At 61.3% G+C, this 23544-nt stretch carries 18 protein-coding genes and 1 riboswitch; of the genes, 11 read left to right on the forward strand and 7 right to left on the reverse strand.

Going from position 1 to position 23544, the window contains the following annotated elements; translation table 11 throughout:
- The first annotated feature begins 227 nt into the window (after positions 1-227).
- From ACJJU9_RS18285 to ACJJU9_RS18325, 9 genes are all read left to right on the forward strand, one after another.
- On the forward strand, positions 228-968 hold the full coding sequence (locus tag ACJJU9_RS18285; protein ID WP_407729194.1) for an SDR family oxidoreductase: 741 nt from the start codon (positions 228-230) through the stop codon (positions 966-968).
- Between the two features lie 153 nt (positions 969-1121).
- Positions 1122-1970, forward strand: coding sequence for a fumarylacetoacetate hydrolase family protein (locus tag ACJJU9_RS18290; protein ID WP_048370683.1), 849 nt, complete (start codon positions 1122-1124; stop codon positions 1968-1970).
- Between the two features lie 13 nt (positions 1971-1983).
- Positions 1984-3261, forward strand: a complete 1278-nt coding sequence (locus ACJJU9_RS18295) for an L-fuconate dehydratase (RefSeq protein ID WP_407729195.1) — start codon at positions 1984-1986, stop codon at positions 3259-3261.
- Positions 3262-3294: 33 nt separating this feature from the next.
- Positions 3295-4158, forward strand: a complete 864-nt coding sequence (locus ACJJU9_RS18300; protein WP_407729196.1) for an amidohydrolase family protein — start codon at positions 3295-3297, stop codon at positions 4156-4158.
- Positions 4155-4931, forward strand: a complete 777-nt coding sequence (locus tag ACJJU9_RS18305) for an SDR family oxidoreductase (RefSeq protein WP_048370688.1) — start codon at positions 4155-4157, stop codon at positions 4929-4931. Before ACJJU9_RS18300 ends, ACJJU9_RS18305 begins: the two co-directional genes overlap by 4 nt.
- A gap of 111 nt (positions 4932-5042) precedes the next feature.
- Positions 5043-6269: a sugar MFS transporter gene (locus tag ACJJU9_RS18310; protein WP_407729197.1), complete on the forward strand. Its 1227-nt coding sequence runs from the start codon at positions 5043-5045 to the stop codon at positions 6267-6269.
- A 49-nt stretch (positions 6270-6318) separates the two neighbouring features.
- Positions 6319-7635: an MFS transporter gene (locus ACJJU9_RS18315; protein WP_153391083.1), complete on the forward strand. Its 1317-nt coding sequence runs from the start codon at positions 6319-6321 to the stop codon at positions 7633-7635.
- A 231-nt stretch (positions 7636-7866) separates the two neighbouring features.
- Positions 7867-7974, forward strand: a riboswitch (cobalamin riboswitch).
- 27 nt (positions 7975-8001) lie between these two features.
- Positions 8002-8214 carry a CbtB domain-containing protein gene (locus ACJJU9_RS18320; RefSeq protein WP_123749878.1) on the forward strand — a complete coding sequence of 71 codons (213 nt, stop codon included), beginning with the start codon at positions 8002-8004 and terminating at the stop codon, positions 8212-8214.
- 15 nt (positions 8215-8229) lie between these two features.
- Positions 8230-8967 carry a CbtA family protein gene (locus tag ACJJU9_RS18325; RefSeq protein ID WP_407729198.1) on the forward strand — a complete coding sequence of 246 codons (738 nt, stop codon included), beginning with the start codon at positions 8230-8232 and terminating at the stop codon, positions 8965-8967.
- 257 nt (positions 8968-9224) lie between these two features.
- Here ACJJU9_RS18325 and ACJJU9_RS18330 read toward each other — a convergent pair whose 3' ends face one another.
- From ACJJU9_RS18330 to ACJJU9_RS18350, 5 genes are all read right to left on the reverse strand, one after another.
- Positions 9225-10349 carry an IS481 family transposase gene (locus tag ACJJU9_RS18330; protein WP_407729199.1) on the reverse strand — a complete coding sequence of 375 codons (1125 nt, stop codon included), beginning with the start codon at positions 10347-10349 and terminating at the stop codon, positions 9225-9227.
- 447 nt (positions 10350-10796) lie between these two features.
- Complete coding sequence (locus tag ACJJU9_RS18335) at positions 10797-12215, reverse strand: efflux transporter outer membrane subunit (protein ID WP_407729200.1); 1419 nt, start codon at positions 12213-12215, stop codon at positions 10797-10799.
- On the reverse strand, positions 12212-15340 hold the full coding sequence (locus ACJJU9_RS18340; RefSeq protein ID WP_407729201.1) for an efflux RND transporter permease subunit: 3129 nt from the start codon (positions 15338-15340) through the stop codon (positions 12212-12214). Before ACJJU9_RS18340 ends, ACJJU9_RS18335 begins: the two co-directional genes overlap by 4 nt.
- 5 nt (positions 15341-15345) lie before the next feature.
- Positions 15346-18411, reverse strand: a complete 3066-nt coding sequence (locus ACJJU9_RS18345) for an efflux RND transporter permease subunit (protein WP_407729202.1) — start codon at positions 18409-18411, stop codon at positions 15346-15348.
- Between the two features lie 10 nt (positions 18412-18421).
- The gene (locus ACJJU9_RS18350; RefSeq protein WP_407729204.1) at positions 18422-19558 is read right to left on the reverse strand and encodes an efflux RND transporter periplasmic adaptor subunit; all 1137 of its coding nucleotides are present in this window, start codon (positions 19556-19558) and stop codon (positions 18422-18424) included.
- 232 nt (positions 19559-19790) lie between these two features.
- Between ACJJU9_RS18350 and ACJJU9_RS18355 the strand changes: the two genes are divergently transcribed.
- Positions 19791-20192 carry a VOC family protein gene (locus tag ACJJU9_RS18355; RefSeq protein ID WP_407729205.1) on the forward strand — a complete coding sequence of 134 codons (402 nt, stop codon included), beginning with the start codon at positions 19791-19793 and terminating at the stop codon, positions 20190-20192.
- A 72-nt stretch (positions 20193-20264) separates the two neighbouring features.
- On the opposite strand, the gene ACJJU9_RS18360 is transcribed toward ACJJU9_RS18355, so the two are convergent.
- The gene (locus tag ACJJU9_RS18360) at positions 20265-21536 is read right to left on the reverse strand and encodes an MFS transporter (RefSeq protein ID WP_048370711.1); all 1272 of its coding nucleotides are present in this window, start codon (positions 21534-21536) and stop codon (positions 20265-20267) included.
- 126 nt (positions 21537-21662) lie between these two features.
- Complete coding sequence (locus ACJJU9_RS18365) at positions 21663-22619, reverse strand: LysR family transcriptional regulator (protein WP_048370713.1); 957 nt, start codon at positions 22617-22619, stop codon at positions 21663-21665.
- Positions 22620-22717: 98 nt separating this feature from the next.
- On the opposite strand from ACJJU9_RS18365, the gene ACJJU9_RS18370 reads away from it, so the two are divergent.
- Positions 22718-23458 carry an SDR family oxidoreductase gene (locus tag ACJJU9_RS18370; protein WP_407729207.1) on the forward strand — a complete coding sequence of 247 codons (741 nt, stop codon included), beginning with the start codon at positions 22718-22720 and terminating at the stop codon, positions 23456-23458.
- Positions 23459-23544 lie beyond the last annotated feature (86 nt).

The raw sequence follows: 23544 nt of genomic DNA on the forward strand, positions 1-23544 counted from the left end.
TTTTGGAAAAAAAGTCACTTGTTGAAGCGTGAGGTGCATGCTAAAAAAGGTTCAATGGCCTGACCATTGGATGGATAACGTACAGCGATCATAGCTAAAAACGTATCCCGACGCTGCGTCGTTTTGCCAGTTGCTACGCCCGCATTGGCCTGACCATTAGTCCAAAAGACACAATGGCGAAGGGTTCAGGTCAACAATAAAAACAATCACATCGTTACGGAGTACCCATGGATCTTTCCGGCAAACGCGTGCTGATCACGGCCGCAGCCCAAGGCATTGGCCACGCCAGTGTCCAGGCATACCTCGCCGCTGGCGCCGAAGTCTTCGCCGCCGACATCAATGCTGGCGCCCTTGAGGCTCTTACAGGCGCTCACAAAATTATTCTGGACGTCACCGATGCCGCCGCCATTGAGCGCCTGGCCAACGAGCTTGGCCCGCTGGATGTGCTGTTCAACTGCGCAGGCGTGGTGCACAGCGGCAACATCCTGGAATGCAGCGAAAAAGACTGGAACTTCGCCCTGGACCTCAACGTTACCGCCATGTACCGCATGATCCGCGCCTTTTTGCCGGGCATGCTGAGCAACGGCGGCGGCTCGATCATCAACATGGCCTCAGTGGCCTCCAGCGTCAAAGGCGTGCCTAACCGCTTTGCTTACTGCGCCAGCAAAGGCGCGGTGATCGGCCTGACCCGCTCGGTGGCGGCAGACTTTGTCAGCCAGAACATCCGCTGCAACGCCATCTGCCCAGGCACCGTCGACTCCCCTTCCCTGCGCCAGCGCATCCGCGAGCAAGCCGAACGCGAAGGCCGCAGCGTGGACGAGGTGTACGCCGCCTTCGCCGCGCGCCAACCCATGGGCCGTATCGGCACCGCCGAAGAAATCGCCCAATTGGCCCTGTACCTGGGCTCAAGCGCCAGCGGCTTCACCACCGGCACCGCACAAATCATTGATGGCGGCTGGAGCAACTGATCCCGCCCAATTCAGGTAGTCGCTGCCGAAGGCTGCGATAAGGGCCGCGGGACCTTCGCTTTTAAAAGCGCGACCCCTTCGGGCTCGATCGCAGCCTGCGGCAGCGACTACAGGACATTTCCGCACTCTTTTAATAAGAACAAAGGACTATTTATGAAACTGCTCCGTTACGGCGAAAAAGGCCAGGAACGTCCCGCTCTGCTCGATAACAACGGTGATCTGCGTGACTTGTCCGCAGTGGTCACGGATATCGCAGGCGACACCCTCAGCCCGCAAAGCATTGCCCGCCTGCAAGACATCGACCCGGCCACCCTGCCGCTCGTCCAAGGCTCGCCACGGATCGGCGCCTGCGTCGGCCAGGTCGGCAAGTTCATCTGCATCGGCCTCAACTACGCCGACCACGCCGCTGAAACCGGTGCGGCCATCCCGGCTGAGCCGGTGGTGTTCAACAAGTGGACCAGCGCCATCGTCGGCCCGAACGACAACGTCGAAATCCCGCGTAACTCCCGCAAGACCGACTGGGAGGTCGAGCTGGGTGTGGTCATCGGCAAAGGCGGCCGCTACATCAGCGAAAGCGACGCCCTGGAACACGTGGCCGGCTATTGCGTGATCAACGATGTGTCCGAGCGCGAGTTCCAGCTGGAACTGGGCGGCACCTGGGACAAAGGCAAAGGCTGTGACACCTTCGGCCCGCTCGGCCCATGGTTGGTGACCCGTGATGAAATCGCCGACCCGCACCAGCTCGACCTGTGGCTGGAAGTCGACGGCAAGCGCTACCAGAACGGCAACACGCGCACGATGATTTTCCAGATCCCTAAAATCGTCAGCTACCTCAGCCAGTTCATGAGCCTGCAACCCGGCGACGTGATCTCTACCGGCACCCCGCCCGGCGTTGGCCTGGGCATCAAACCAGACCCTGTGTACCTGCGTGCGGGCCAGCACATCCGCCTGGGCATCAGCGGCCTGGGTGAACAAAACCAACGCACTGTCGACGCCGAATAAGCCGGAGAACGCCATGACTACCATTACTGCTGTACGGGTTGAAGACATTCGCTTCCCCACTTCGCAATCGCTGGACGGCTCGGACGCGATGAACCCGGATCCGGACTATTCCGCGGCCTACGTCATCCTCGAAACCGACACCCCGAACCTCGAAGGCCACGGCCTGACCTTCACCATCGGCCGTGGCAACGAGATCTGCTGCGCCTCGATCAAGGCCCTGGCAGGCCTCATGGTCGGCCTCAAGCTTGAGTGGATCGCCGAAGACATGGGCCGCTTCTGGCGCTACGTGACCAGCGACAGCCAACTGCGCTGGATCGGCCCGGACAAGGGCGCCATCCACTTGGCCACCGGCGCGGTGGTCAACGCTGCCTGGGACCTCTGGGCCAAGGCCGAAGGCAAGCCGGTGTGGCGTCTGGTGGCCGACATGAGCCCAGAGCAACTGGTGCGCTGCATAGATTTTCGTTACATCACCGACTGCATCACCCCCGACGAAGCCCTGACCTTGCTGCGCGAGCGCGCCCACGGCAAAGCCGAGCGTTTGGCCCTGCTCGAAGCTAAAGGTTACCCGTGCTACACCACCTCGGCCGGCTGGCTGGGCTACGCCGACGAGAAGCTCCGTCGCTTGTGCCAGGAAGCCGTCGACGCGGGCTTCTCGCACATCAAATTAAAAGTCGGCCACGACCTGCAAGACGATATCCGCCGCGTGCGCATTGCCCGCGAAGTGATCGGTCCGGACCGCAAGCTGATGATCGACGCCAATCAGGTCTGGGAAGTCGACGCGGCCATCGACTGGGTGCGTGAGCTGTCGTTCGCCCAGCCGTGGTTTATCGAAGAACCGACCAGCCCGGACGACGTCGAAGGCCACCGCAAAATCCGCCTGGGCGTCAGCTCGGTCAAAGTCGCCACCGGCGAAATGTGCCAGAACCGCATCGTCTTCAAGCAACTGATCATGCGCGAAGCGATCGACGTGGTGCAGATCGACGCCTGCCGCCTGGGCGGGGTCAACGAAGTCCTGGCCGTCATGCTGATGGCCGCCAAATACAACTTGCCGGTCTGCCCGCATGCCGGTGGCGTGGGCTTGTGCGAGTACGTGCAGCACCTGTCGATGATCGACTACCTGTGCATCGCCGCCACCCACGAAGGCCGCGTGGTGGAGTTTGTTGACCACCTGCACGAACACTTCGAAGACCCCTGCGTGATCCGCGACGCCGCCTACATGCCGCCCCAGGCGCCGGGCTTCTCGATCCAGATGAAAGCCGCCTCCCGCGAGCAGTACCGCTATCGGGGCTAAACCAGCGTTTTGAAGGGACGGAGTACAACAACAATGTCGTCCACACAGCCACCACGCCTGGATGCGCATCAGCACTTCTGGCGGTATGACGCAGCCGGTTACCCGTGGATCAGCCACGACATGCCCGGCTTGCGCCGCGACTTTATGCCCGACGACCTGCGCCCCTTGCTCGATCAGGCCGGGCTCGACGGCTGCATTGCCGTGCAAGCCCGCGCCTGCGAAAGCGAGACCGACTGGCTGTTGCAGTTGGCCGGGCAATACCCGTGGATTCGCGCCGTGGTGGGCTGGGTCGACCTGTGCGCCGCCGACCTTGAACATTCGCTGGAACGCTGGGCGCAGGCCTCGGTGCTGCGCGGGTTTCGTCATCAGTTGCAAGACGAACCCGCGCCTGCCGAGTTCATGCAACGGGCCGATTTCAACCGTGGCCTGGCGACGTTACAGCGCCAGGGCACGGTCTATGAAGTGCTGATCAAGGCCTGCGACCTGAGCGTCGCAACGCAGTTGTGCCAGCGTCATGACCAGCATCACTTGGTGCTCGACCACCTCGCCAAGCCAAACGTGCAGGCCAACAACCTGCGCCAATGGGCCGAGCAACTGGCGCCGCTGGCCGCATTGCCGCATGTCAGTTGCAAGCTGTCGGGGCTGGCGACCGAGGCCGATTGGCTGCACTGGCAGCCCGAGCAACTGACCCCGTACCTGGACACCGCACTGCACCTGTTTGGCCCTGAACGCTTGATGTTCGGTTCCGACTGGCCGGTGTGCCTGCTGGCCAGCGATTACCGCACCACCCACACCCTGGTCGACAGCGTTTTGCACACCCTCAGCGCCGCTGAACAAGCGGCGATTTGGGGCGCCAACGCCTGCTCCATCTACGGGCTTGAAGGAGTGACACGATGAATCTGCATCTGCAAGACAAGGTCTTTATCGTCACCGGCGGCGGCTCCGGCATTGGTGCCGCGATTTCTCTGGGGCTGGCTGATGAAGGCGCGATCCCGGTGATTTTCGGTCACAGCCCGCTGTCGGATGAACTGGCCCGACAACTGGATCAACGCGGCGCACAAAGCCTGTTTATCCAGGTCGAACTGCGCGACGAAGACGCCTGCCGCGCCGCCGTCGCCAGCGTGCTGCACCGCTTCGGGCGCATCGACGGGCTGGTCAACAATGCCGGCGTCAATGACAGCGTGGGCCTGGACGCCGGGCGCTCGGCCTTTGTCGAGTCGCTGGAAAAAAACCTCATCCACTACTACCTCATGACCCACCTGTGCGTCGACGCGCTCAAGGCCAGCCGTGGCTCCATCGTCAATATCAGTTCCAAAACCGCCCTCACCGGCCAGGGCGGCACCAGCGGCTACACCGCCGCCAAAGGCGCGCAACTGTCGCTGACCCGCGAGTGGGCCACCTCGTTGCTGGCCGATGGCGTGCGGGTTAACGCAGTCATCCCCGCCGAAGTCATGACCCCGCTGTACGAGCGCTGGATCAACAGCTTCGACGACCCGCACGCCAAGCTGGCGAGCATCGTCGAGAAAATCCCCCTCGGCCAGCGCATGACTACTTCAGAAGAAATCGCCGACAGCGTGCTGTTCCTGTTATCCCCCCGCGCCTCCCACACCACCGGGCAATGGCTGGTGGTCGACGGCGGCTACACCCACCTGGACCGGGCACTGACATGAGCCGTATCCGCCTCACCTGCCCCCTGTAGGAGCGAGCTTTTAGACGATCAAAAGATCGCGAGACAAGCTCGTTCCTACAGGGCTTTAACAACAATAAGAAGGAGATGCGTCATGTCACTCAAGCACTCGAACGTCGCCGCGCCGCCCTTTACCAAGGCGGTGACGTCTTACCGCTGGGCACTGATTCTGGTGACCTGCCTGTTCTTTCTCTGGGGGTTGTCGTATGGCTTGCTGGATGTGCTCAACAAGCACTTCCAGGAAACCCTGCACGTCAGCAAGGCCCAGTCCGGCTTGCTGCAAAGCGCGTACTTCGGCGCCTATTTTCTGATCGCCCTGCCCGCCGGTTTCTTGATGGACAAGTACGGCTACAAGGCGGGCATTCTGCTCGGCCTGTGCCTGTATGCCTGCGGCGCACTGCTGTTCATGCCCGCCGCTGCCGCGCAAAGCTTTCAGTTCTTTTTGTTCGCGCTGTTTGTGATTGCCTGCGGCCTGGGCTGCCTCGAAACCGCTGCCAACCCGTATGCCACGGTGCTGGGCTCACCCGCAGGGGCTGAGCGGCGCTTGAACCTGGCGCAGTCGTTCAATGGCCTCGGGCAGTTTTTTGGCCCCTTGATTGGCGGTGCGTTGTTCTTCAGTGGTGCCAACAGCACCGACACCACCCAGTCGCTGCAAATGACCTATCTGGTGATTGCCTCGCTGGTGCTGCTGGTCGCCGTGCTGATCGCCCGCACCCCGCTGCCGGACCTGCGCGAGCAAGAAGTTCAGGCCCAACAACTGAGTGATAAAGGCCTGTGGCAACACCGCGAGTTTGTCACCGGGGTTGTCACCCAGTTCTTTTACGTCGGCGCGCAAGTCGGCGTCGGGGCGTTTTTTATCAACTACGTCACCGAGCACTGGGCGCAGATGGGCAGCCAGCAAGCGGCGTATCTGCTTTCGGTGGCCATGCTCAGCTTCATGTTTGGGCGCTTCTTCAGCACCTGGCTGATGGGCCGCGTCAATGCCCAGCGCCTGTTAATGATTTACGCACTGATCAACGTGGCGCTGTGCGCGGTGGTGGTGCTGGGGGTTGAAGGCGTGTCGGTGGTAGCCCTGGTGGCGACCTTCTTCTTTATGTCGATCATGTTCCCGACCCTGTTTGCCATGGGCGTGAAAAACCTCGGCGCGCATACCAAGCGCGGCAGCTCGTTCATGATCATGGCCATTGTCGGCGGGGCCCTGCTGCCCTACGTGATGGGTCTGGTTGCTGACCACTCCTCCACCGCCGTGGCGTATCTGTTGCCCATGGGCTGTTTTGTCATCGTTGCGGCCTATGCCCGCTCCGCCTTGAGAGCCCGTTAATCGATGTCCCTGTTGTTGAACTCCACAAAAAAAATAATCGGAGCCACCCATGTCCAATCCTGTGTTGAATCAGGCGCTCAGCAAGATTCGCTGGCGCATCCTGCCCTTTGTCGCCTTGATGTTCGCGATGGCGATCATTGACCGTTCCAACATTGGCTTTGCCAAACATGCCCTGCAGGCAGATACCGGCCTGAGCAACGCCGCGTTTGCCTTGGGCGCGGGCATTTTCTTTATCGGCTACGCCGTGTTTGAAGTGCCCAGCAACCTGATGCTGCACAAAGTCGGCGCACGCATCTGGCTAAGCCGGATCATGATCACCTGGGGGCTCGTGTCGGCAGCCATGATGTTTGCCCACAACGAAACCAGCTTCTACATCCTGCGCTTTTTGCTCGGCGTGGCCGAAGCGGGCCTGTCGCCGGGCGTGGTGCTGTACCTGACCTACTGGTTCCCGCAAAACAAGCGCGGCGCCGCCTACGGCATTTACTACTTCGGCGTGCCGGTGTCGTTGATGGTCGGGGGCCCGGTGTCGGGCTGGTTGCTGGAAAGCGCGCAATTTGGCCTGACCGGCTGGCAATGGATGTTCGTCACCGAAGGCCTCGCCGCCTCGGTCATCGGCGTGTTTGCGCTGTTCTACCTCACGGACAAACCGCGTACCGCCAAATGGCTGACCGAGCAAGAAAAAGCCGCCGTCGAGCACGAGCTGGAAAAAGAACACCTGCTCAAGGCTGATACGGGGCCGTCGTCCTGGCGCTCGGCGCTGATCAACCCGACGGTGCTGTACTTCACCCTGATCTACTTCACCATCCAGGTCAGCGTGTACGGCGTGCTGTTTTACCTGCCGACGCGCATCGCCGAGCTGCTCGGCACCGGCATCGGCCTGGAAGTCGGCCTGCTGACGTCCATCCCGTGGATCGCCACCGTGATCGTGCTCTACGCGGTCACCCGCTACGCCGACCGCAAAGGCCTGCAAACCCGCTTTGCCGCGCTGATGCTGGCCCTGGCTGCGGTCGGCATGGTCGGTTCGACCTTGAGCGCCAGCCTGCCGCTGGTCATCCTCGCGTTCTGCCTGGCGGCCGCCGGTTTCATCACCGTGCAACCGCTGTTCTGGACCTTGCCGACGCGCTTTCTGAGTGGCGCCGCCGCGGCCAGCGGGATCGCCGTAATCGGCGCCCTGGGCAACCTCGGCGGCTTCCTGGCACCCACGGTTAAAACCTGGGCCGAACAGCAGTTCGACAGCACCCATGCCGGCATGTACTTCCTCGCCGCCATGGCACTGCTGGGTACATTGATGTTGTTGCGCTCGGCCAGAGCGGCGGGCACGCCGAATCAAAAAGTCGGCGCGGCGCGGGCGGCAACGGCGCCATAAATTGCCAACGCCCTCACCCCAACCCTCTCCCGGAGGGAGAGGGAGCTTTACCGAGGTGTTCTCTGGTTCAGCGCAAAGCTTTTAGTCCCCTCTCCCTCCGGGAGAGGGCCAGGGTGAGGGTTATTGAAGTTCATCGCAGTCATGTCAGACCTCATAACGCTCAAGCATCCCTCAATCCCCCCCACATTCCCCTGAGTTTTTCCTTAGCCAAGCGCGTACACTGCCAGCGTTGTTTCAGTATGTTACGAAGGAAAGAAGTCGGTCCGAATCCGACGCGGTCGCGCCACTGTAGTCGGCACCTTGCCGAGAGCCAGATCTTCCTTTGCCTTTGCACTCTTGCCGGGACGCGTAATCCCAGAGGTAATCATGGTTTCTAACGCTGCTACTCAATCTGACCTCTCCATTCCTGCCATTCCCCTGCGCGATGTATTGCCGTGGGCGATTTTCGGTGGCCTGTTGCTGTTGCTGGCGATTTATTTCGTCGGCGCGGAACAAGGCGCCACTGCCGTCTTCAAGGGCATGTACGTGCACGAGTTCGTACACGACGGTCGCCACCTGCTGGGCTTTCCCTGCCACTGATCCGAGGGGTTTCACATGACTGGTCGTTTACTCGTCAGGGGCATGCTTGTCGGTCTGTTGGCCGGCCTGCTGGCTTTCAGCTTTGCCAAGGTGTTCGGCGAACCCGAGATTGATCGCGCTATCGCCTTCGAAGAAGGCATGTCCCATTCCCACTCCCACGGTGACGCCGAGGAAGAAGAACCCGAGCTGGTCAGCCGCGAAGTGCAAAGCACCTTCGGCCTGTTGACCGGGGTGCTGGTGTACAGCGTGTCGCTGGGCGGCATTTTTGCCCTGGTGTTCGCCTACTCCCTGGGCCGTGTCGGTAACGTCGGCCCGCGTGGTCTGGCGGCCTTGCTGGCGCTGGCCGCTTTTGTGGTGCTGTATCTGGTGCCGGGGCTGGTGTATCCGGCCAACCCGCCCGCCGTGGGCAACCCGGACACCATCGGCAAGCGCACGCTGTTGTTCTTCCTGATGCTGCTGGTGTCGCTGGCCGCCGCGATCATTGCCGTCAGTGCAGGCCGAAAGTTCATTGCCAGCTCCGGTCTGTGGAACGGCGTGATCAAAGGCGTGGTGCTGTACCTGGTGATTGTCTCGATCGCGGGCTTTTTGTTCCCGACGTTCAATGAAGCCCCGGACGGTTTCTCGGCCCTGCTGCTGTGGAAATTTCGCGTCGCCTCGCTGGGCATTCAAGCGGTGCTGTGGACCGCACTGGGCCTGATCTTCGGCGTCGTCGCCGAACGTTTGCTGCTGCCCAACAAGCCTTACAAAGCGTAAAGCCCTGTAGGAGGGGCCGCCCCGTCTTCGACGCCGCGCTGTCGCGCAGCAAACAGGCCGCCGAGTATCTTCAGCATCCCCCAATCGGTTCCCTCTCCTTCGGGAGAGGGCTAGGGTGAGGGGGCTCTTGACTTGAGTACATATCCGTTGCTGCGGCAACGGCCACTTAGGGTTCCGGCCTTACGCCGCGTCACTTTGCAAAAGCGTGTAGAGACCGGACACATGGTTGACACATGTGCGGGGACATAGTGGACACATTATGAACCGTAGTCCGGTTTGTTCACGTCGATAGTTCGCAAAAAGTGATGGCAGAAGTAGACGTCAAACAGTTGATCGCTTTCTGGGTTTGGGCGTATAGCAATATGCTGCCCAACCAAACCCTTGGCGATGCTGAAATAACGTTTCTGGAAGCGAAACCGACTGTGGTAAACCTTGGCCAATACGTCATCCGATCCGTATTCAAACTCCGATAGCTGCTGCGGATATGCCCAGGGACTAGACCGGTACCGGTCCATTGGCACCTGGTAGTCCAACCCTTGATGGGGGCGCTGTAGGTTGTAAATTTCACGCCACCGGTCGAAAGCCGTTTGAGCGTCAGTCAACGTAGAAAAATGCCGACCATTGAGCACTTCGGCTTTCAGTGAACGATGGAAACGCTCAATTTTCCCATTGGTTTGCGGGTGATAAGGGCGGCTGAAACTTATCCGGATGCCTAGGCGGATTAGCCAGATACTCAACTCCGTGATCTCGCCGGGATTACGCGGTGAGCCCCAAGGCGGGCCATTATCGACGTTGATGCGGGCTGGCAAGCCGTAAGTTCGGAAAACCTCGATCATCTTCTTCTGCACCGTGTCCCCACGCTCGTTATCACAAGCTTGTATAGCCAAGTTGAATCGGGAATGGTCGTCCAGCAGCGTTAGGGGATGGCATCGGCCTTGTTGCATCGCAAAGTGTCCTTTGAAATCCATCTGCCAAAGGTCGTTAGGCGCAGCATGTTCAAACCTCAGCTTGGCCGGTGGCCCCTTGTCAGAAGGCTGAATCAGGCCGTGCCGATGCAGAATGTTAGTGACGGTGCTGGGGGCGATACGATTTTTCAACAGGCTGCTGATTGTGCGTCCGCCCCATGCAGGGTTGTCTTGTCTAATCGCCAAGACCTCAGACTCCAAACCGGCCTGAGTCAGTTTCGGACTCATATTAGGCCTGCGGGACTTCTCCTCTAAGCCCGGTTTACCTTGGGCTTTGTAGCGTTCTAGCCACTTATAAGCTGTTTGCGGGCTGATACCGAATCGTCGGCACAGCTCGCGTTTATTGCTGCCGGGTTGCCGTGCTAAAGCAACGAACTCTTCTTTCAGGCTCATGGCGTCTCTCGTATTCCAAGGCATGATGGTTCTCCGGCGAAATTAGCTCACCGAAAAGTGTCCACCATGTCCCCGTACACCCGTCAACCATGTGTCCGGTCTCTACAAAAAGCGGCAAAGTAACCAAAACGCTTTTGCCCCTACCCCTCGGTGCCTCGCTTTGGCTCGGCATGCCCTCACCACAGGCCTTGCTCCGTAGGCCCGCCGCGATCGGCCATCCATGGCCGTGTCGCGGCTAACCCGGCGTCCTGCCGGGTTACCCACTGCGCAAAACCTGAGTTCGGCCAGCGTGGTTTAATGGGGCCTTTTAGATCAAGATCAAAAGCAAGATCTAGATCAAAAGATCGCGAGGCAAGCTCGCTCCTACAGGGCCTTTGGAATCAATCACTTATTTTATGTTTGATAAGAGCTGCCGAGGAACGACGGCTGCGATCTTTTAAAAGATCAAAAGATCGCAGCCTGCGGCAGCTCCTACGGGGTTATTGCCCACCCCCCGCCCAAACTCTGGATCAACGCCACGCTGCCCTGGCTCAATTGCCCCTGGGTGTCGCGCAGGTTCTGCTCGGTCTGCAACACGATCAATTGTTGGGTCAGGACGTTCTGCTGGCTGACGGTGCCGGCTTTTAACTGCGCCTGCTGGCTGCCGAACAGTTGCTGATTGCGCGTGTAGATCTGCTGATAGGTGTCCGCCTGCACGTGCAGGTGGTTGATCGCCGACAGGTTGTCTTCGACGTTCTGCAAGGCCGACAACACGGTGCCCCGGTAGGTCGCCGCGTCCTGGTCGTAGCCGGTTTGCGCCTGTTGCACTGCCGCTCCGCGGGCGCCGCCGTCAAACAGGGTCGCGGCCAATGCCGGGCCCAGGGTCCAGATGCGGTTCGGCACGCTGAACAGGCTGCCCAGCGCACTGGCGCGATAACCGCCCTCAGCGGTCAAGTCCAGGGTCGGGAAAAACGCCGCGTCAGCCACGCCGATTTTGGCGTTGGCCGCCGCTGCCGTGCGCTCTGCAGCCACCACATCGGGGCGGCGCAGCAACAAATCCGAGGGCAAGCTCAACGGCGGGCGCGGCACCGCAAAGGCGTACTGCGCCACCGACGCCACACTAAATTGCGACGGCGCCTCGCCGACCAGCACCGCCAGGGCATGTTCGTATTGCTCGCGCGAGCGCTGCGCGGTCTGCAACGCGGCCACCACGGTGCTCAGTTGGTCCTGGGCTTGCAGCAGTTGGTCATTGGCCGCCGTGCCCTGGGTGTATTGGGCCTGGATCATGTCGAGTAATTGCTGGTTGATCTGCTGCTGTTGCTGCAACAGGCCGATGTCGATGTCCTGTTGGCGCAAGGCCAGGTAATTGCTCGCCACGCTGGCGCTGATGGACAAACGCACCCCGGCCAACAAGGCGTCGGAGGCTTGCGCAGAGGCGCTGCTGGACTCAATGCCGCGTCGCACCTGGCCCCATAAATCCGGCTCCCAACTGGCGGTCAGGGTGGCGCTGACCGAGTTCTCAACTCCGCCTGCGCTGCTCGTCCCGCTGCTGGAACCACTGCCGCCCACCCCGCGTGAGCCGGAAAGCCCGGCGCCCAGGGTCGGCCACAAACCGGCGCGGCTCGATGACACTTGCGCCTGCGCGCCGCGATACGCCGCCTCGGCGGCAACAATCGACTGGTTGGCCGTGGCCGAGCGCTGGATCAACTGCGTCAACACCGGGTCGTTATAGGCCAGCCACCACTGGCTGTTCAGCGCGCCTTGGGGGTTGGCCACAGCCCGTTGCCACTGCGTGCCCTCTTTGAAGCCCATGGGCAATTGCATGGCCGGTTTTTGATAATCCGGCCCGACCATACACCCGGCCAGAGTCAGGCTAAGGGTCATGGCCAGCAGCAGCGGTTTGAGGTTCATCGGGTGGTCTCCTTGGGCGCCCGGCGCAGACGTTGCGACAGGCGGTCCAGCCAGAGGTAAATCACGGGCGTGGTGTAGAGCGTCAGCACTTGGCTGAAGAGCAACCCGCCCATGATGGAAATGCCCAGCGGGCGACGCAATTCCGAGCCGTAGCCGGTGCCCAGCACCAGCGGCAAGGCGCCGAGCATCGCCGCCAGGGTGGTCATCATGATCGGCCGAAAGCGAATCAAGCAGGCGCGGCGGATCGCTTGTTGCGGGCTGAGGCCCAGCGCTTTGCCTTCGGTAATGGCGAAGTCGATCATCATGATCGCGTTTTTCTTGACGATGCCGATCAGCAAAATCACCCCCACCAGCGCAATGATCGACAGCTCGGTGTCGGTCATCAGCAAGGCAATCAGCGCCCCCACCCCGGCCGACGGCAAGGTTGAGAGGATGGTCAACGGGTGGATCAGGTTTTCGTAGAGCATGCCGAGCACGATGTACACCGAGACAATCGCCGCCAGAATCAGCCAAGGTTCGCTGGACACCGACGACTGAAACACCTGCGCCGTCCCGGCAAAGTGCCCGACCACGCTGGCCGGCATGCGCAGTTGCGCCACCGCGTCATCCACCAGCGTGGTGGCCTGGCCGATGGACACGCCGGGGGCCAGGTTGAAAGACACCGTCACCGCCGGGAAGGTGCCCTGATGGCTGATGGAAATCGCCGTGCGCGCCACCGACTGCTGAGCCACCGCAGACAACGGGATCAACGTCGCGTTGGCAGTGCTCGCCAGGTTGGGCGCGGTGTTGGTCTTGCTGGCCGTCGAGGCACCTTGGGGCAGGTAGATCGATTTGAGCGCAGACGGATCGGCCCAGTATTCGGGGGCGACTTCCATGACCACGTGGTACTGGTTGGCGGCACGGTAGATGGTCGACACCTGGCGCTGGCCAAAGGCGTCGTACAGGGTCTGGTCAATCGCCGACATGCTGACCCCGAGCCGCGCCGCCGTGTCGCGGTTGACCGCCACATTGGCCTCAAGGCTGTTGTCTTGCTGGTCGGTATTGAGGTCTTTGAGCTGCGGCAGTTGATGCAGCGCCGCCAGCACTTTGGGTACCCAGACATCGAGGCTGCTCTGGTCGTCGGCAGTCAGCGTGTATTGGTACTGCGCGGCGCTCTGGCGCCCGCCCACAGTGATGTCCTGCACCGATTGCAGGAATAACCGGGTGCCCGGCATGTCGCCCAGGGTTTTGCGGATCTGGGCGATGATCTGGTCGGCGCTGGCCTTGCGCTCACTCAAGGGCTTGAGCGAGATAAACATCTGCCCGGTGTTCACCGAACCGCCCCCGCCGCCCGCGCCGCCGATAAAACCGCCGACCGCTTCCACGTTGGGGTTGAGCAAGACTTTGCGGTTGATCGCCAGAAAGTCCTGCTGCATGGCGCCATACGAGATGCTTTGCGAGGCCATGATGCTGCCGTTCAGGCGCCCGGTGTCTTCCTGCGGGAAAAAGCCCTTGGGCACCCGCACGTACAGCACCCCGGCCAGCACGATCACCAGCACCGTGACCAGTCCCATCAGCAAGGTGTGGTTGATCACCCAGCCGAGGGTGCGGTCGTAGAAACGATGAAAGCGCGAGTCTGGCGCCGCCTCCGGGTGTTGGGCGGTTGCCGGGGCACGTAAAAACACCGCCGCCAGCATCGGTGTGATGGTCAGCGACACCAGCATCGACATCGCAATCGACACCGACAAGGTGACCGAGAACTCACGAAACAAACGTCCGACGATCCCGCCCATCAGCAGCAGCGGAATAAACACCGCCACCAGCGACACGCTGATGGTCAGCACGGTAAAGCCCACCTCCCGGGCACCGGCCAGCGCCGCCTGCACCCGCGATTCGCCGCGCTCCAGATGGCGCATGATGTTTTCCACCACCACAATCGCATCATCGACCACAAACCCGGTGGCAATGGTCAACGCCATCAACGACAGGTTGTTGAGGCTGTAGCCCATGAAGTACATGACGCCAAAGGTGCCGAGCAGCGACAGCGGCACGACAATGGCCGGCACCAGGGTGCTGCGCCAATCACGGAAAAACGCAAACGTGACCAGCGTCACCAGCAAAATCGAGGCAATCAGGCTGATTTCTACGTCGCGCAACGAGGCGCGAATGGTGGTGGTACGGTCCATCAAAATGTTGAGCTTGATCGAAGCCGGAATCGACGCTTGCAGAAACGGCAGCTCGGCCTTGACCGCGTCCACCGTCTCGATCACGTTGGCCCCCGGCTGCTTGAAGATCACCAGCAGCACCGAAGGTTGGCCGTTGTACAACCCATAGTTGCGCAGGTCTTCTACGTCTTCGCGCACGTAGCCCAGGTCGCTGATGCGCACCAGGTCACCATTGTTCTGCTTGACCACCAGCGCGCCGTAGTCCGACGCGTTGTAAAGCTGGTCATTGGCGGCAATCACATTGCCCTGTGCGCCGATATCGATCGTGCCTTTGGGCAGGTTGACGTTAGATGCGGCGATCACCTCGCGCACCTGTTCAAGGCTGATGCCGTAATGGTTGAGGCGGTCCGGGTTGAGCTCGACCCGCACCGCCGGCAAGGCCCCGCCGCCCACCGTCACGTCACCCACGCCGCTGGTTTGCAGGAGCTTTTGTTCGAGCAGGGTCGAGGCCACGTCGTACATGTGCCCCGGCGTGGCCGCGTCCGAGGTCAGGCTGATGACCATGATCGGCGAGTCAGCCGGGTTGACCTTGCGGTAGGTCGGGTTGCCTGACAGGTCGCTCGGCAAGTTGCTGCGCGCAGCGTTGATCGCCGCCTGCACATCGCGGGCGGCGCCGTCGATGTCGCGATTGAGGTCGAACTGCAAGTTGATCCGGGTCGCGCCCAGGCTGCTGGACGAGGTCATTTGCGTGACCCCGGCGATCTGCCCGAACTGACGCTCCAGCGGCGTCGCCACCGAGGTGGCGACGGTGTGCGGGTCGGCCCCCGGCAACTTGGCACTGACGCTGATGGTGGGGAAATCCACCTCCGGCAGCGGTGCCACCGGCAGCAGGTTGAACGCCAGCACGCCAAACAGCGCGAGCCCGACAGCCAGCAAGGTGGTGGCGATGGGACGTTGGATAAATGGCGCACTGAGGTTCATCGCGATCAATCCGCCCTGACTGTGCGGCGACCCTTCAGGCGCTGCCCGAGGTCGTGCATCGCGAGGAAGATCACCGGGGTCGAAAACAGCGTCAGCAACTGGCTGAGCAACAGCCCGCCAATGATCGCGATCCCCAACGGATGGCGCAGTTCAGAACCAATGCCGGTGCCCAGCGCCAACGGCACGGCGCCGAACAACGAGGCCATGCTGGTCATCAGAATCGGCCGAAAGCGCAAGGCCGCCGCCTGTTTGATCGCCTGCACCGGGCTCAAGCCTTCTCGTCGTTCCAGATCGAGGGCAAAGTCGACCATCATGATGCCGTTTTTCATCACGATACCGATCAGCAGCACGATGCCGATCAAGCCGATGATGTCGAACTGGGTGCCGGTGACCAGCAGCGCCAGCAACGCCCCCAGCGCCGCCGAGAGCAAGGTAGAGAGAATGGTGATCGGGTGCACGAAGCTCTCGTAGAGCATGCCCAGCATCAGGTACACCACCACAATCGCCGCCAGCACCAGCACCGCCTGATTGGCCAACGACGCCTCAAACGTCGCCGCCGCGCCCTGCAACGACACTTGCACCGAGGCCGGCATCGCCACCTGCTGCTCGACAGTCTTAAGCTGGTTCAGGGCCGTGCCCAGGGTTTGGCCCGGCGCCAGGTTGAACGAGATGTCGGCATACGCGAACTGCCCCAGCCGGTTGATCGTCAGCGGTGCCTGCACCACCTGCATCGTCGCCATGCTCGACAGCGGCGCCACCCCGCCGCCGGGGATGTCGACGTAGAGCCCGGTGAGCAAATCCGCGAGGTTTTTCGGCGGATGGTCGGTGGCCATCACCACGTGGTACTGGTTGAGCTGGGTGTAAATGGTCGACACCTGACGCTGGCCGAAGGCGTCATAGAGCACGTCGTCAATCGCCTGCGGGGTAATGCCCAGACGCGAAGCGGTGGCGCGGTCAAACGTGAGCTGGATCTGATTGCCGAACTGCATCGCCTGGCTTTGCACATCGGTGAAGGTCGGATCTTGCTTGATCGCCGCCATCAGCTTGCCGGTCCATTCCTGCAACACCTGCGGGTCGGTGGCCTGCAGGCCGAGGCGGTAACTGGTGGTGGCCACGCTGGCGTCAAGGGTCAGGTCTTGCACCGAGTGCAGGTACAGGCGAATCCCGGCGTCGTCGGCGTTGGCATCGGCCAGGCGCCGGATCACCGTGCTGGCGCTGTCGCGCTGGTCACGCGGCTTGAGGTTGATCAGCAGATTGCCCTGATTGAGGGTGGGGTTGGTCTGGTCGATACCGACAAACGACGACAGGCTCTGCACCGCCGGATCGCGCAAAATGCGCGAGGCCAGGCGCTGTTGCTCGACCTGCATCTGCTGGAACGAAATAGTCGGCGAGGCCTGGGAAATCCCCTGAATCAGCCCGGTGTCCTGATCAGGGAAAAAGCCCTTGGGCATGACCGTCAGCGTCAGCACCGTGAGCACGGCGGTGAACACCACCGACAGCAGCGCCAGGGTGCGGTGCGCCAACACCCAGTTCAGGCCGCGCACATAGTGCTGGTTGATGCGATCGAAAAAATCTTCGCGGCGCGCCTGCGGGTGCGCCTTGAGCATGCGCGCGCACATCATCGGCGTCAGGGTCAGGGTAATCGCCGCCGAAATCACGATGGTCACGGCCACGGTCATGGCGAACTCACGGAACAGCCGCCCCACTACGTCGCCCATGAACAACAGCGGGATCATCACCGCAATCAGCGCCAATGACAGCGAAATGATGGTGAAGCCGATTTGCGCCGAGCCCTTGAGCGCGGCCTGCAACGGCGTATCCCCCTCCTCCAGGTAACGGCTGATGTTTTCGACCATGACAATGGCATCATCGACCACAAAACCGATGGCAATGGTCAGCGCCATTAAGGTCAGGTTATTCAGCGAAAAGCCCAGCGCATAGGCCACCGCCAGGGTGCCGAGCAGGGTCAAGGGCACGGTCACGGCGGGAATGATCGTGGCCGCGACGTTACGTAAAAACAGGAAGATCACCAACACCACCAGCACCACGGCAACCGCCAGTTCGTACTGCACGTCGGTGACCGAGGCGCGAATGGTCTGGGTGCGGTCGGTGAGCACTGCCACCTTGAGCGTGCCCGGCAAACTGGCGCGCAACGTGGGCAGCAAATGTTGCACGCGGTCGACCACATCAATCACGTTGGCCCCCGGCTGGCGCTGGATGCTCAGCACAATCGACGGGGTTTCGTTGGTCCAGGCGGCCTGGCGCGGGTTCTCCGGGCCTTGGGTCGAGGTAGCAATTTGTGACAGGCGGATCGCGGCGCCGTTTTTATAGGCGATCACCAGATCGCGGTATTCCTCGGCCGATTGCAACTGGTCGTTGGCACCAATGGAGTACGCCTGGAACTTGCCGTCGATGCTGCCCTTGGCCTGGTTAACGTTGGCGGTGCCCAGGGAGGTACGCAGATCGTCCAGCGACAGCCCGAGGTTATTCAGCGCCGACGTATTGGCCTCGACCCGGACCGCCGGGCGCTGGCCGCCGCTGATGGTGACCAGGCCGACGCCACTGATCTGCGAGATTTTCTGCGCCAGCCGGGTGTCGGCCAGGTCTTCGATTTTGGTCAGCGGCAGTACGTCCGAGGTCAGCGACAGGGTCAGCACCGGCGCATCGGCCGGGTTGACCTTGCTGTACACCGGCGGGTACGGCAGGTTGGCCGGTAAAAAAGTGCCGGCGGCGTTGATCGCGGCCTGTACCTCTTGCTCAGCCACATCCAGCGACAGCGCCAGATCAAACTGCAAGGTCACCACCGAGGCGCCATCGGAGCTGGTAGAGCCCATGGACTTGAGGCCGGGCATCTCGCCCAACTGGCGTTCAAGCGGCGCGGTAATCGACGAACTGATCACCTCGGGGCTGGCGCCGGGGTATTGGGTAAACACCTGAATGGTCGGGTAATCGACCTCCGGCAAGGCCGACACCGAGAGCAGGCGGTAGCCCAGAATCCCCAGCAACAAGATCGCGACCATCAACAAACACGTGGCCACCGGGCGTTCGATAAAGGGGCGAGAGACGTTCATCAGCTGAGACTCACTGTGCGACTACTTTAATGGCCGAGCCGTTGTCGAGCTTGTCTGCACCTTCCGTGATCACCTGCTCACCCGGCTTGACCGAGGCGTCGAGAATCGCAGTGACATCGCCCACGCTCGGCCCGGACTTGACGTTGCGCAGGCTGGCCTTGCTGCCCGCCACCACAAACACGAAATCGCCCTGGCTGCCGTGCTGAATGGCCCGGGTCGGCACCACCGGCACTTGATCCAGCGTCTGCGCCTTGAGCCGCGCATTGACGAACTGATTGGGGAACAGCACGTGGTCTGCGTCATCGAACTGCGCCTTGACCTTGATCGTGCCAGTGCTGGTGTCGACCTGATTATCCAGCGCCAGCAACTGCCCGCTGGCCAACAGGTTTTGCTTGTTGCGGTCATAGGCCAGCACGCTGACAGCGCATGCCGCCCTGGCCTGATTGATCGCCCCCAGGTAGTCCTCGGGCACGGCAAACACCACCGTGGCCGGGTTCATCTGCGTGATCACTGCAATCGCAGAGGTGCTGGCGGTGGTCACATAGTTGCCGGGGTCAACCTGGCGCAACCCGACAATCCCGTCCACCGGCGAGGTGATGGTGCAATAACTCAACTGCACCTCAAGGTTTTGCACGCTGCCCTGATCGGCGGCCACCGTGCCCAGTTGTTGCGCCACCGTAGAGATTTGCGTATCGAGGGTTTGTTGGCTGATGGACCCGGCCTTGATCAGCTCGCGGTAGCGCGCCAAGTCACGCTGGGCGTTGCTCAACACCGCCTGATCGTGGGCCAGAACGCCTTGGGCTTGAGCCAGTTGCGCCTTCAGCGCACGGTCGTCGATGCGGGCGATCACCTGCCCTTTGCGCACCTGCTGGCCTTCCTTGAAGTCGACCGAGGCCAGAATGCCGTCGACCTGGGTGATCACCGTCACGCTCTGCGTGGGCGTGACCGTACCGAGGGCATCGATATACACCGGCACATCCTGCGGCACCACCGCCACCGCCGCCACCGGCTCGGCCCGACCGCCCATGCCCATGGGGCGGTCTTTGTGCGCCATGGCGGGCCAATGGGCATACAGCGCCCAAGCAAAGGCCAGCACAACCAGCGCGCTGAGCGCCCAGATAAAAGTGTGTCGTCTGCTCGTGTTCACACGCGTCACTCACCAAAAGAAGGCTGAGTTCAGAGTATCGAAGCGGTGACGCGTGAAATTAAATTCGGTGACAGCTTACAAAGGTTTTACACAGCCCTGACAGGACGCTGAATCTGCGGTGTTTATGCAGTGGTTTTGGCTGTTGGTGCAACGTCGGCACATTGGATTGTGCTAAGACGTACGCAGGCAACTTTTTCATTCACGCTCAAACTCACTTACATAAGGGGAAACCATGTTCAGTCACATTCAGATTGGCGCACGAAACCTCGACGTCATGATTGCTTTTTACGATGCCGTACTTACGCCTTTGGGATTAGTACGCATGACTGATCATGATGACGGCCCCGCCGGTGCGGGCTGGCACTTGCCCGGTCAGAGCTGGCCACAATTTTTCGTGCAATTGCCTTTTAACGGATTACCCGCAACGTCGGGTAACGGCGTACAGGTCAGCTTTGCAGCAAGCTCGCAAGACCAGGTAAGAGCTTCCTGGCAAGCGGCGACCACTTTAGGGGGCACGGATGAGGGAGCGCCGGGGTTGCGACCTCAGTACTCAGCCGATTTTTTTGGTGCGTACTGTCGGGATCCCGAGGGCAACAAACTCTGCTTTGTCCACGCCGAAGGCCTGGTTCGATAGAGCAATCACCCTCCTCGTCGTGCGTAGCGGTTCTCCCGACATGCACGCCGGGAGCACCACTACGCCGCTAAGCTACGCCGTGGCCGCTGTAGCTTTCATATTGGTCACCGGCGCTGAAGGTTCTTTGAGCAGTGCAAAGTAGGCAAACGCCGAGCACAGGGCGACGACTGCGCTGATGATGAAGGCCGAAGAGAACGAGCCGCTCTGTTGCACGCTAAAACCCGTGAGGATCGGCGCGATAGAGCCCGCCAGGTAGCCACCGAAGTTCTGGATCGAACCAAATGAGGCGACTCGCTCTGAGGGCACGATGGTGTTGACGATCATCCACGCGGTGGCGCTGGAGATGTTGATGAAGAACATGGTCAGGCACAGCAGCACTACGCACGCGACGACGTTGGTGGTGAAGGCCACGATCAGGGTGAACAGCGCCCCGCCGAGCAACCCGAGGATGACCATCAGCTTGCGGCTGGCCAGCACGCGCATGCCGCGCGCCACCAGTTTGTCGCAGCAACGCCCGGCCACGATGGTGCCCAAGGCGCCAAACAGGTAGGCCAGCGACACCACCCAGGCGGTGCGGTACAGGTCCAGGCCGTGTTCGCGCTCAAAGTAGCCCGGCAGCCAGGTCAGGTTGAGCCAGATCATGTAGATCACGCCCATAAAGCCGAGAAACGCGCCCCAGGTGTTGCGCTCTTTGAACAGCGCGGTCCAGCGCAGTTTCGGCGCCGCTTTCTGTTGCACCGCCACCGGTTCTGCACGGCCGGTGGCGGCCATGTATTCGGCTTTGCTTTTGTAGAATTTGAACCAGCACAGCGCCAGCACCAAACCGATGACACCGGTGAGGATAAACATGCCGCGCCAGCCCAGATGGACCATGAACAACGTCAGCAAGGGCGGCGCCAGGCAAGGGCCGATGCAGGTCGAGGACCACACCCAGCCGGTGGCGGTGCCGCGCTCTTGGGTGTCGAACCATTCGGACAAGGCCTTGGCTGCCGAGGGGAACACCGGCGCTTCGCCGATGCCCAGCAGCACCCGCAGGCCGACCAGATGGCCGTAACTGCTGAACAGGCCAAAGGCCGCTTGGGCCACCGACCACACCACCAGCGAACCGCCCAGGGCGAGTTTGCTGCCGAGTTTGTCGATCAACGCGCCGAGGGGTAATTGCGAGAAGGCGTAAGCGATGGAGAAGGCGGAGAGCATGACGCCCATTTGCATGGGGCTGATGGCCAGGTCTTTCTGGATGGTGGTGTTGGCGATGGACAGAGCACTGCGATCGAGGTAGTTGACGACTCCAATCATAAACAGGAAAAAAATCGTCAGCGTTTTGTAGCTTTTTATTGTTTTCATACGCGCCTCTAGTGAGCGGTGGCGCCCTACCCGCGCAACACATCGGCGGGTGGGCGACTTGCACTCTAAATGCCCACCTGCGCGCTGCCCAATCACAAGATCCCATCGGTTAATAACCGCGCGTTATCAAGGCGTCTGCCGGGCTCCGCGCACGGCATCGGGGCCGCTCAACAACGCGTCGATAAACGCCTGCATCGACCAGCTCGGCGGTTCGTTGCGCCGGGTAATAATCCCGTAGTCGGCCAGCACCAACGGAAACGGCAGGGCCAGACGGGTCAGGCGCCCGGCCTGGATTTCCGGTTCGGCCATGGACTCGGCCAGCATCGCGACCACCGGGGCGGTTTGCAGCAGTTGCATGGTGGTTTGCAGCGACACGGTTTCGACGGTGTTTTCCGGGGTTTGCATGTTGGCTTCGATAAACGCCCGCTCCAGCCGCGCGCGCATCGGCGTGCCCGTCGGGTAGACCACCCAGGGCCAGCTGCCGAGGTCGGTCAGCGGGGTTTCGCTGGCGCCCGCCAACGGGTGCTGGCTGCCCGTGACCAGACACAGCGGCTCGGGGGCCAGCGGCTGAAAATCAAACAACTCACGGTGCCGGTCAAGAGTGAAGCGCGCCACCACCAGGTCCAGCTCCTTGTGTTCGAGCATGGTCAGCATGTTGGCGCTGGTGCCCTCCAGCACCTCGATCGTGAGCAAGGGCCATTGTTGTTTGACCTCGACAATCGCCGCGGGCACTGCCACCGCCGCGGCCGCGTAGATGGTGCCGACTTTCAAAAAGCCATGCCCGCCCTGGCGCAGGTGGTTGATCTGGACCACAAACTGCTGGGTGTCATTGAGGGCGATTTGCGCAAAGCGCGCCACGTGACTGCCAAGGTCAGTCAGCGACATGCTGCGCGGCAAACGCTGGAACACATCAAAGCCCAATTGGTGCTCGATTTCGCGCAGCATCTTGCTCACCGCCGGCTGGCTGATGTTCATTTCCTGGGCCGTGGCGTGCATGTTTTGCGTGCGCGCCAGGGTGTCGATCAGCACCAAATGGCGGAACCGTAACCAGTTGCACAGTTGATTGAACGCGACATCCGCCATCCGATAACCTCCCGTTATTAAGGCTTGAGAATATCTCATTGGCGATTATCGCAGCGCAACATTAGTGTTGGCCCCATAAGAACAATGGATCAGCACTCATGAACCTCGCCAACAAACGCGTTTTGATTACCGCGGCGGCAAACGGCATTGGTCGCGCCTCGGTACTGGCCTTGCGCGATGCAGGCGCCACGGTCATCGCCACCGACTTGAACGTCGATGCCTTGCACGATATTGCGGGTATTCAGGCGTTATCGCTGGACGTCACGCAACCGGCAGCCATCGACGCCATTCGCCAGCAAGTCGGCACCCTCGACGTGCTGTTCAACTGCGCAGGCTACGTGCACAGCGGCGCGCTGCTGGAGTGCGACGACAGCGCCTGGCAATTCTCATTCGACCTCAACGTCACCGCCATGTACCGGATGATCCGTGCGTTCTTGCCGGGCATGCTGGAAAACGGTGGCGGCTCGATCATCAACATGGCTTCGGTGGCGTCCAGCGTGAAGGGCGTACCGAACCGTTTTGCCTACACCGCCAGCAAAGCGGCGGTGATTGGCTTGACCAAATCGGTGGCGACCGATTACATCAGTCAAGGCATTCGTTGTAACGCCATATGCCCAGGCACGGTAGATTCACCTTCGCTGCGCCAGCGCATCGCCGAACAGGCCCGTGAGCAAGGGCGTTCGGAGGCTGAGGTGTATCAAGCGTTCGTGGCTCGCCAGCCCATGGGCCGCATCGGCAGCGCCGAAGAAATCGCCCAGTTGGTGGTGTACCTGGCCAGCGACGCCAGCAGCTACACCACCGGCACTACGCAGATTATTGATGGCGGGATGAGCGTTTAACCCTCCATGTAGGAGCGAGCTTGCCTCGCGATCTTTTAGAAGATCAAAAGATCGCGAGGCAAGCTCGCTCCTACAGAAGGTCAGGT

Source organism: Pseudomonas helleri (assembly GCF_045830615.1).
In the GTDB taxonomy this organism is placed as follows: Bacteria; Pseudomonadota; Gammaproteobacteria; order Pseudomonadales; family Pseudomonadaceae; genus Aquipseudomonas; species Aquipseudomonas helleri.

Excerpts from the sequence above, each read along its gene's own strand:
- ACJJU9_RS18285 (WP_407729194.1), top strand. The coding sequence starts at position 228 with ATGGATCTTTCCGGCAAACGCGTGCTGATCACGGCCGCAGCCCAAGGC.
- ACJJU9_RS18290 (WP_048370683.1), top strand. The coding sequence starts at position 1,122 with ATGAAACTGCTCCGTTACGGCGAAAAAGGCCAGGAACGTCCCGCTCTG.
- ACJJU9_RS18295 (WP_407729195.1), top strand. The coding sequence starts at position 1,984 with ATGACTACCATTACTGCTGTACGGGTTGAAGACATTCGCTTCCCCACT.
- ACJJU9_RS18300 (WP_407729196.1), top strand. The coding sequence starts at position 3,295 with ATGTCGTCCACACAGCCACCACGCCTGGATGCGCATCAGCACTTCTGG.
- ACJJU9_RS18305 (WP_048370688.1), top strand. The coding sequence starts at position 4,155 with ATGAATCTGCATCTGCAAGACAAGGTCTTTATCGTCACCGGCGGCGGC.
- ACJJU9_RS18310 (WP_407729197.1), top strand. The coding sequence starts at position 5,043 with ATGTCACTCAAGCACTCGAACGTCGCCGCGCCGCCCTTTACCAAGGCG.
- ACJJU9_RS18315 (WP_153391083.1), top strand. The coding sequence starts at position 6,319 with ATGTCCAATCCTGTGTTGAATCAGGCGCTCAGCAAGATTCGCTGGCGC.
- ACJJU9_RS18320 (WP_123749878.1), top strand. The coding sequence starts at position 8,002 with ATGGTTTCTAACGCTGCTACTCAATCTGACCTCTCCATTCCTGCCATT.
- ACJJU9_RS18325 (WP_407729198.1), top strand. The coding sequence starts at position 8,230 with ATGACTGGTCGTTTACTCGTCAGGGGCATGCTTGTCGGTCTGTTGGCC.
- ACJJU9_RS18330 (WP_407729199.1), bottom strand. The coding sequence starts at position 10,349 with ATGCCTTGGAATACGAGAGACGCCATGAGCCTGAAAGAAGAGTTCGTT.
- ACJJU9_RS18335 (WP_407729200.1), bottom strand. The coding sequence starts at position 12,215 with ATGAACCTCAAACCGCTGCTGCTGGCCATGACCCTTAGCCTGACTCTG.
- ACJJU9_RS18340 (WP_407729201.1), bottom strand. The coding sequence starts at position 15,340 with ATGAACCTCAGTGCGCCATTTATCCAACGTCCCATCGCCACCACCTTG.
- ACJJU9_RS18345 (WP_407729202.1), bottom strand. The coding sequence starts at position 18,411 with ATGAACGTCTCTCGCCCCTTTATCGAACGCCCGGTGGCCACGTGTTTG.
- ACJJU9_RS18355 (WP_407729205.1), top strand. The coding sequence starts at position 19,791 with ATGTTCAGTCACATTCAGATTGGCGCACGAAACCTCGACGTCATGATT.
- ACJJU9_RS18360 (WP_048370711.1), bottom strand. The coding sequence starts at position 21,536 with ATGAAAACAATAAAAAGCTACAAAACGCTGACGATTTTTTTCCTGTTT.
- ACJJU9_RS18365 (WP_048370713.1), bottom strand. The coding sequence starts at position 22,619 with ATGGCGGATGTCGCGTTCAATCAACTGTGCAACTGGTTACGGTTCCGC.
- ACJJU9_RS18370 (WP_407729207.1), top strand. The coding sequence starts at position 22,718 with ATGAACCTCGCCAACAAACGCGTTTTGATTACCGCGGCGGCAAACGGC.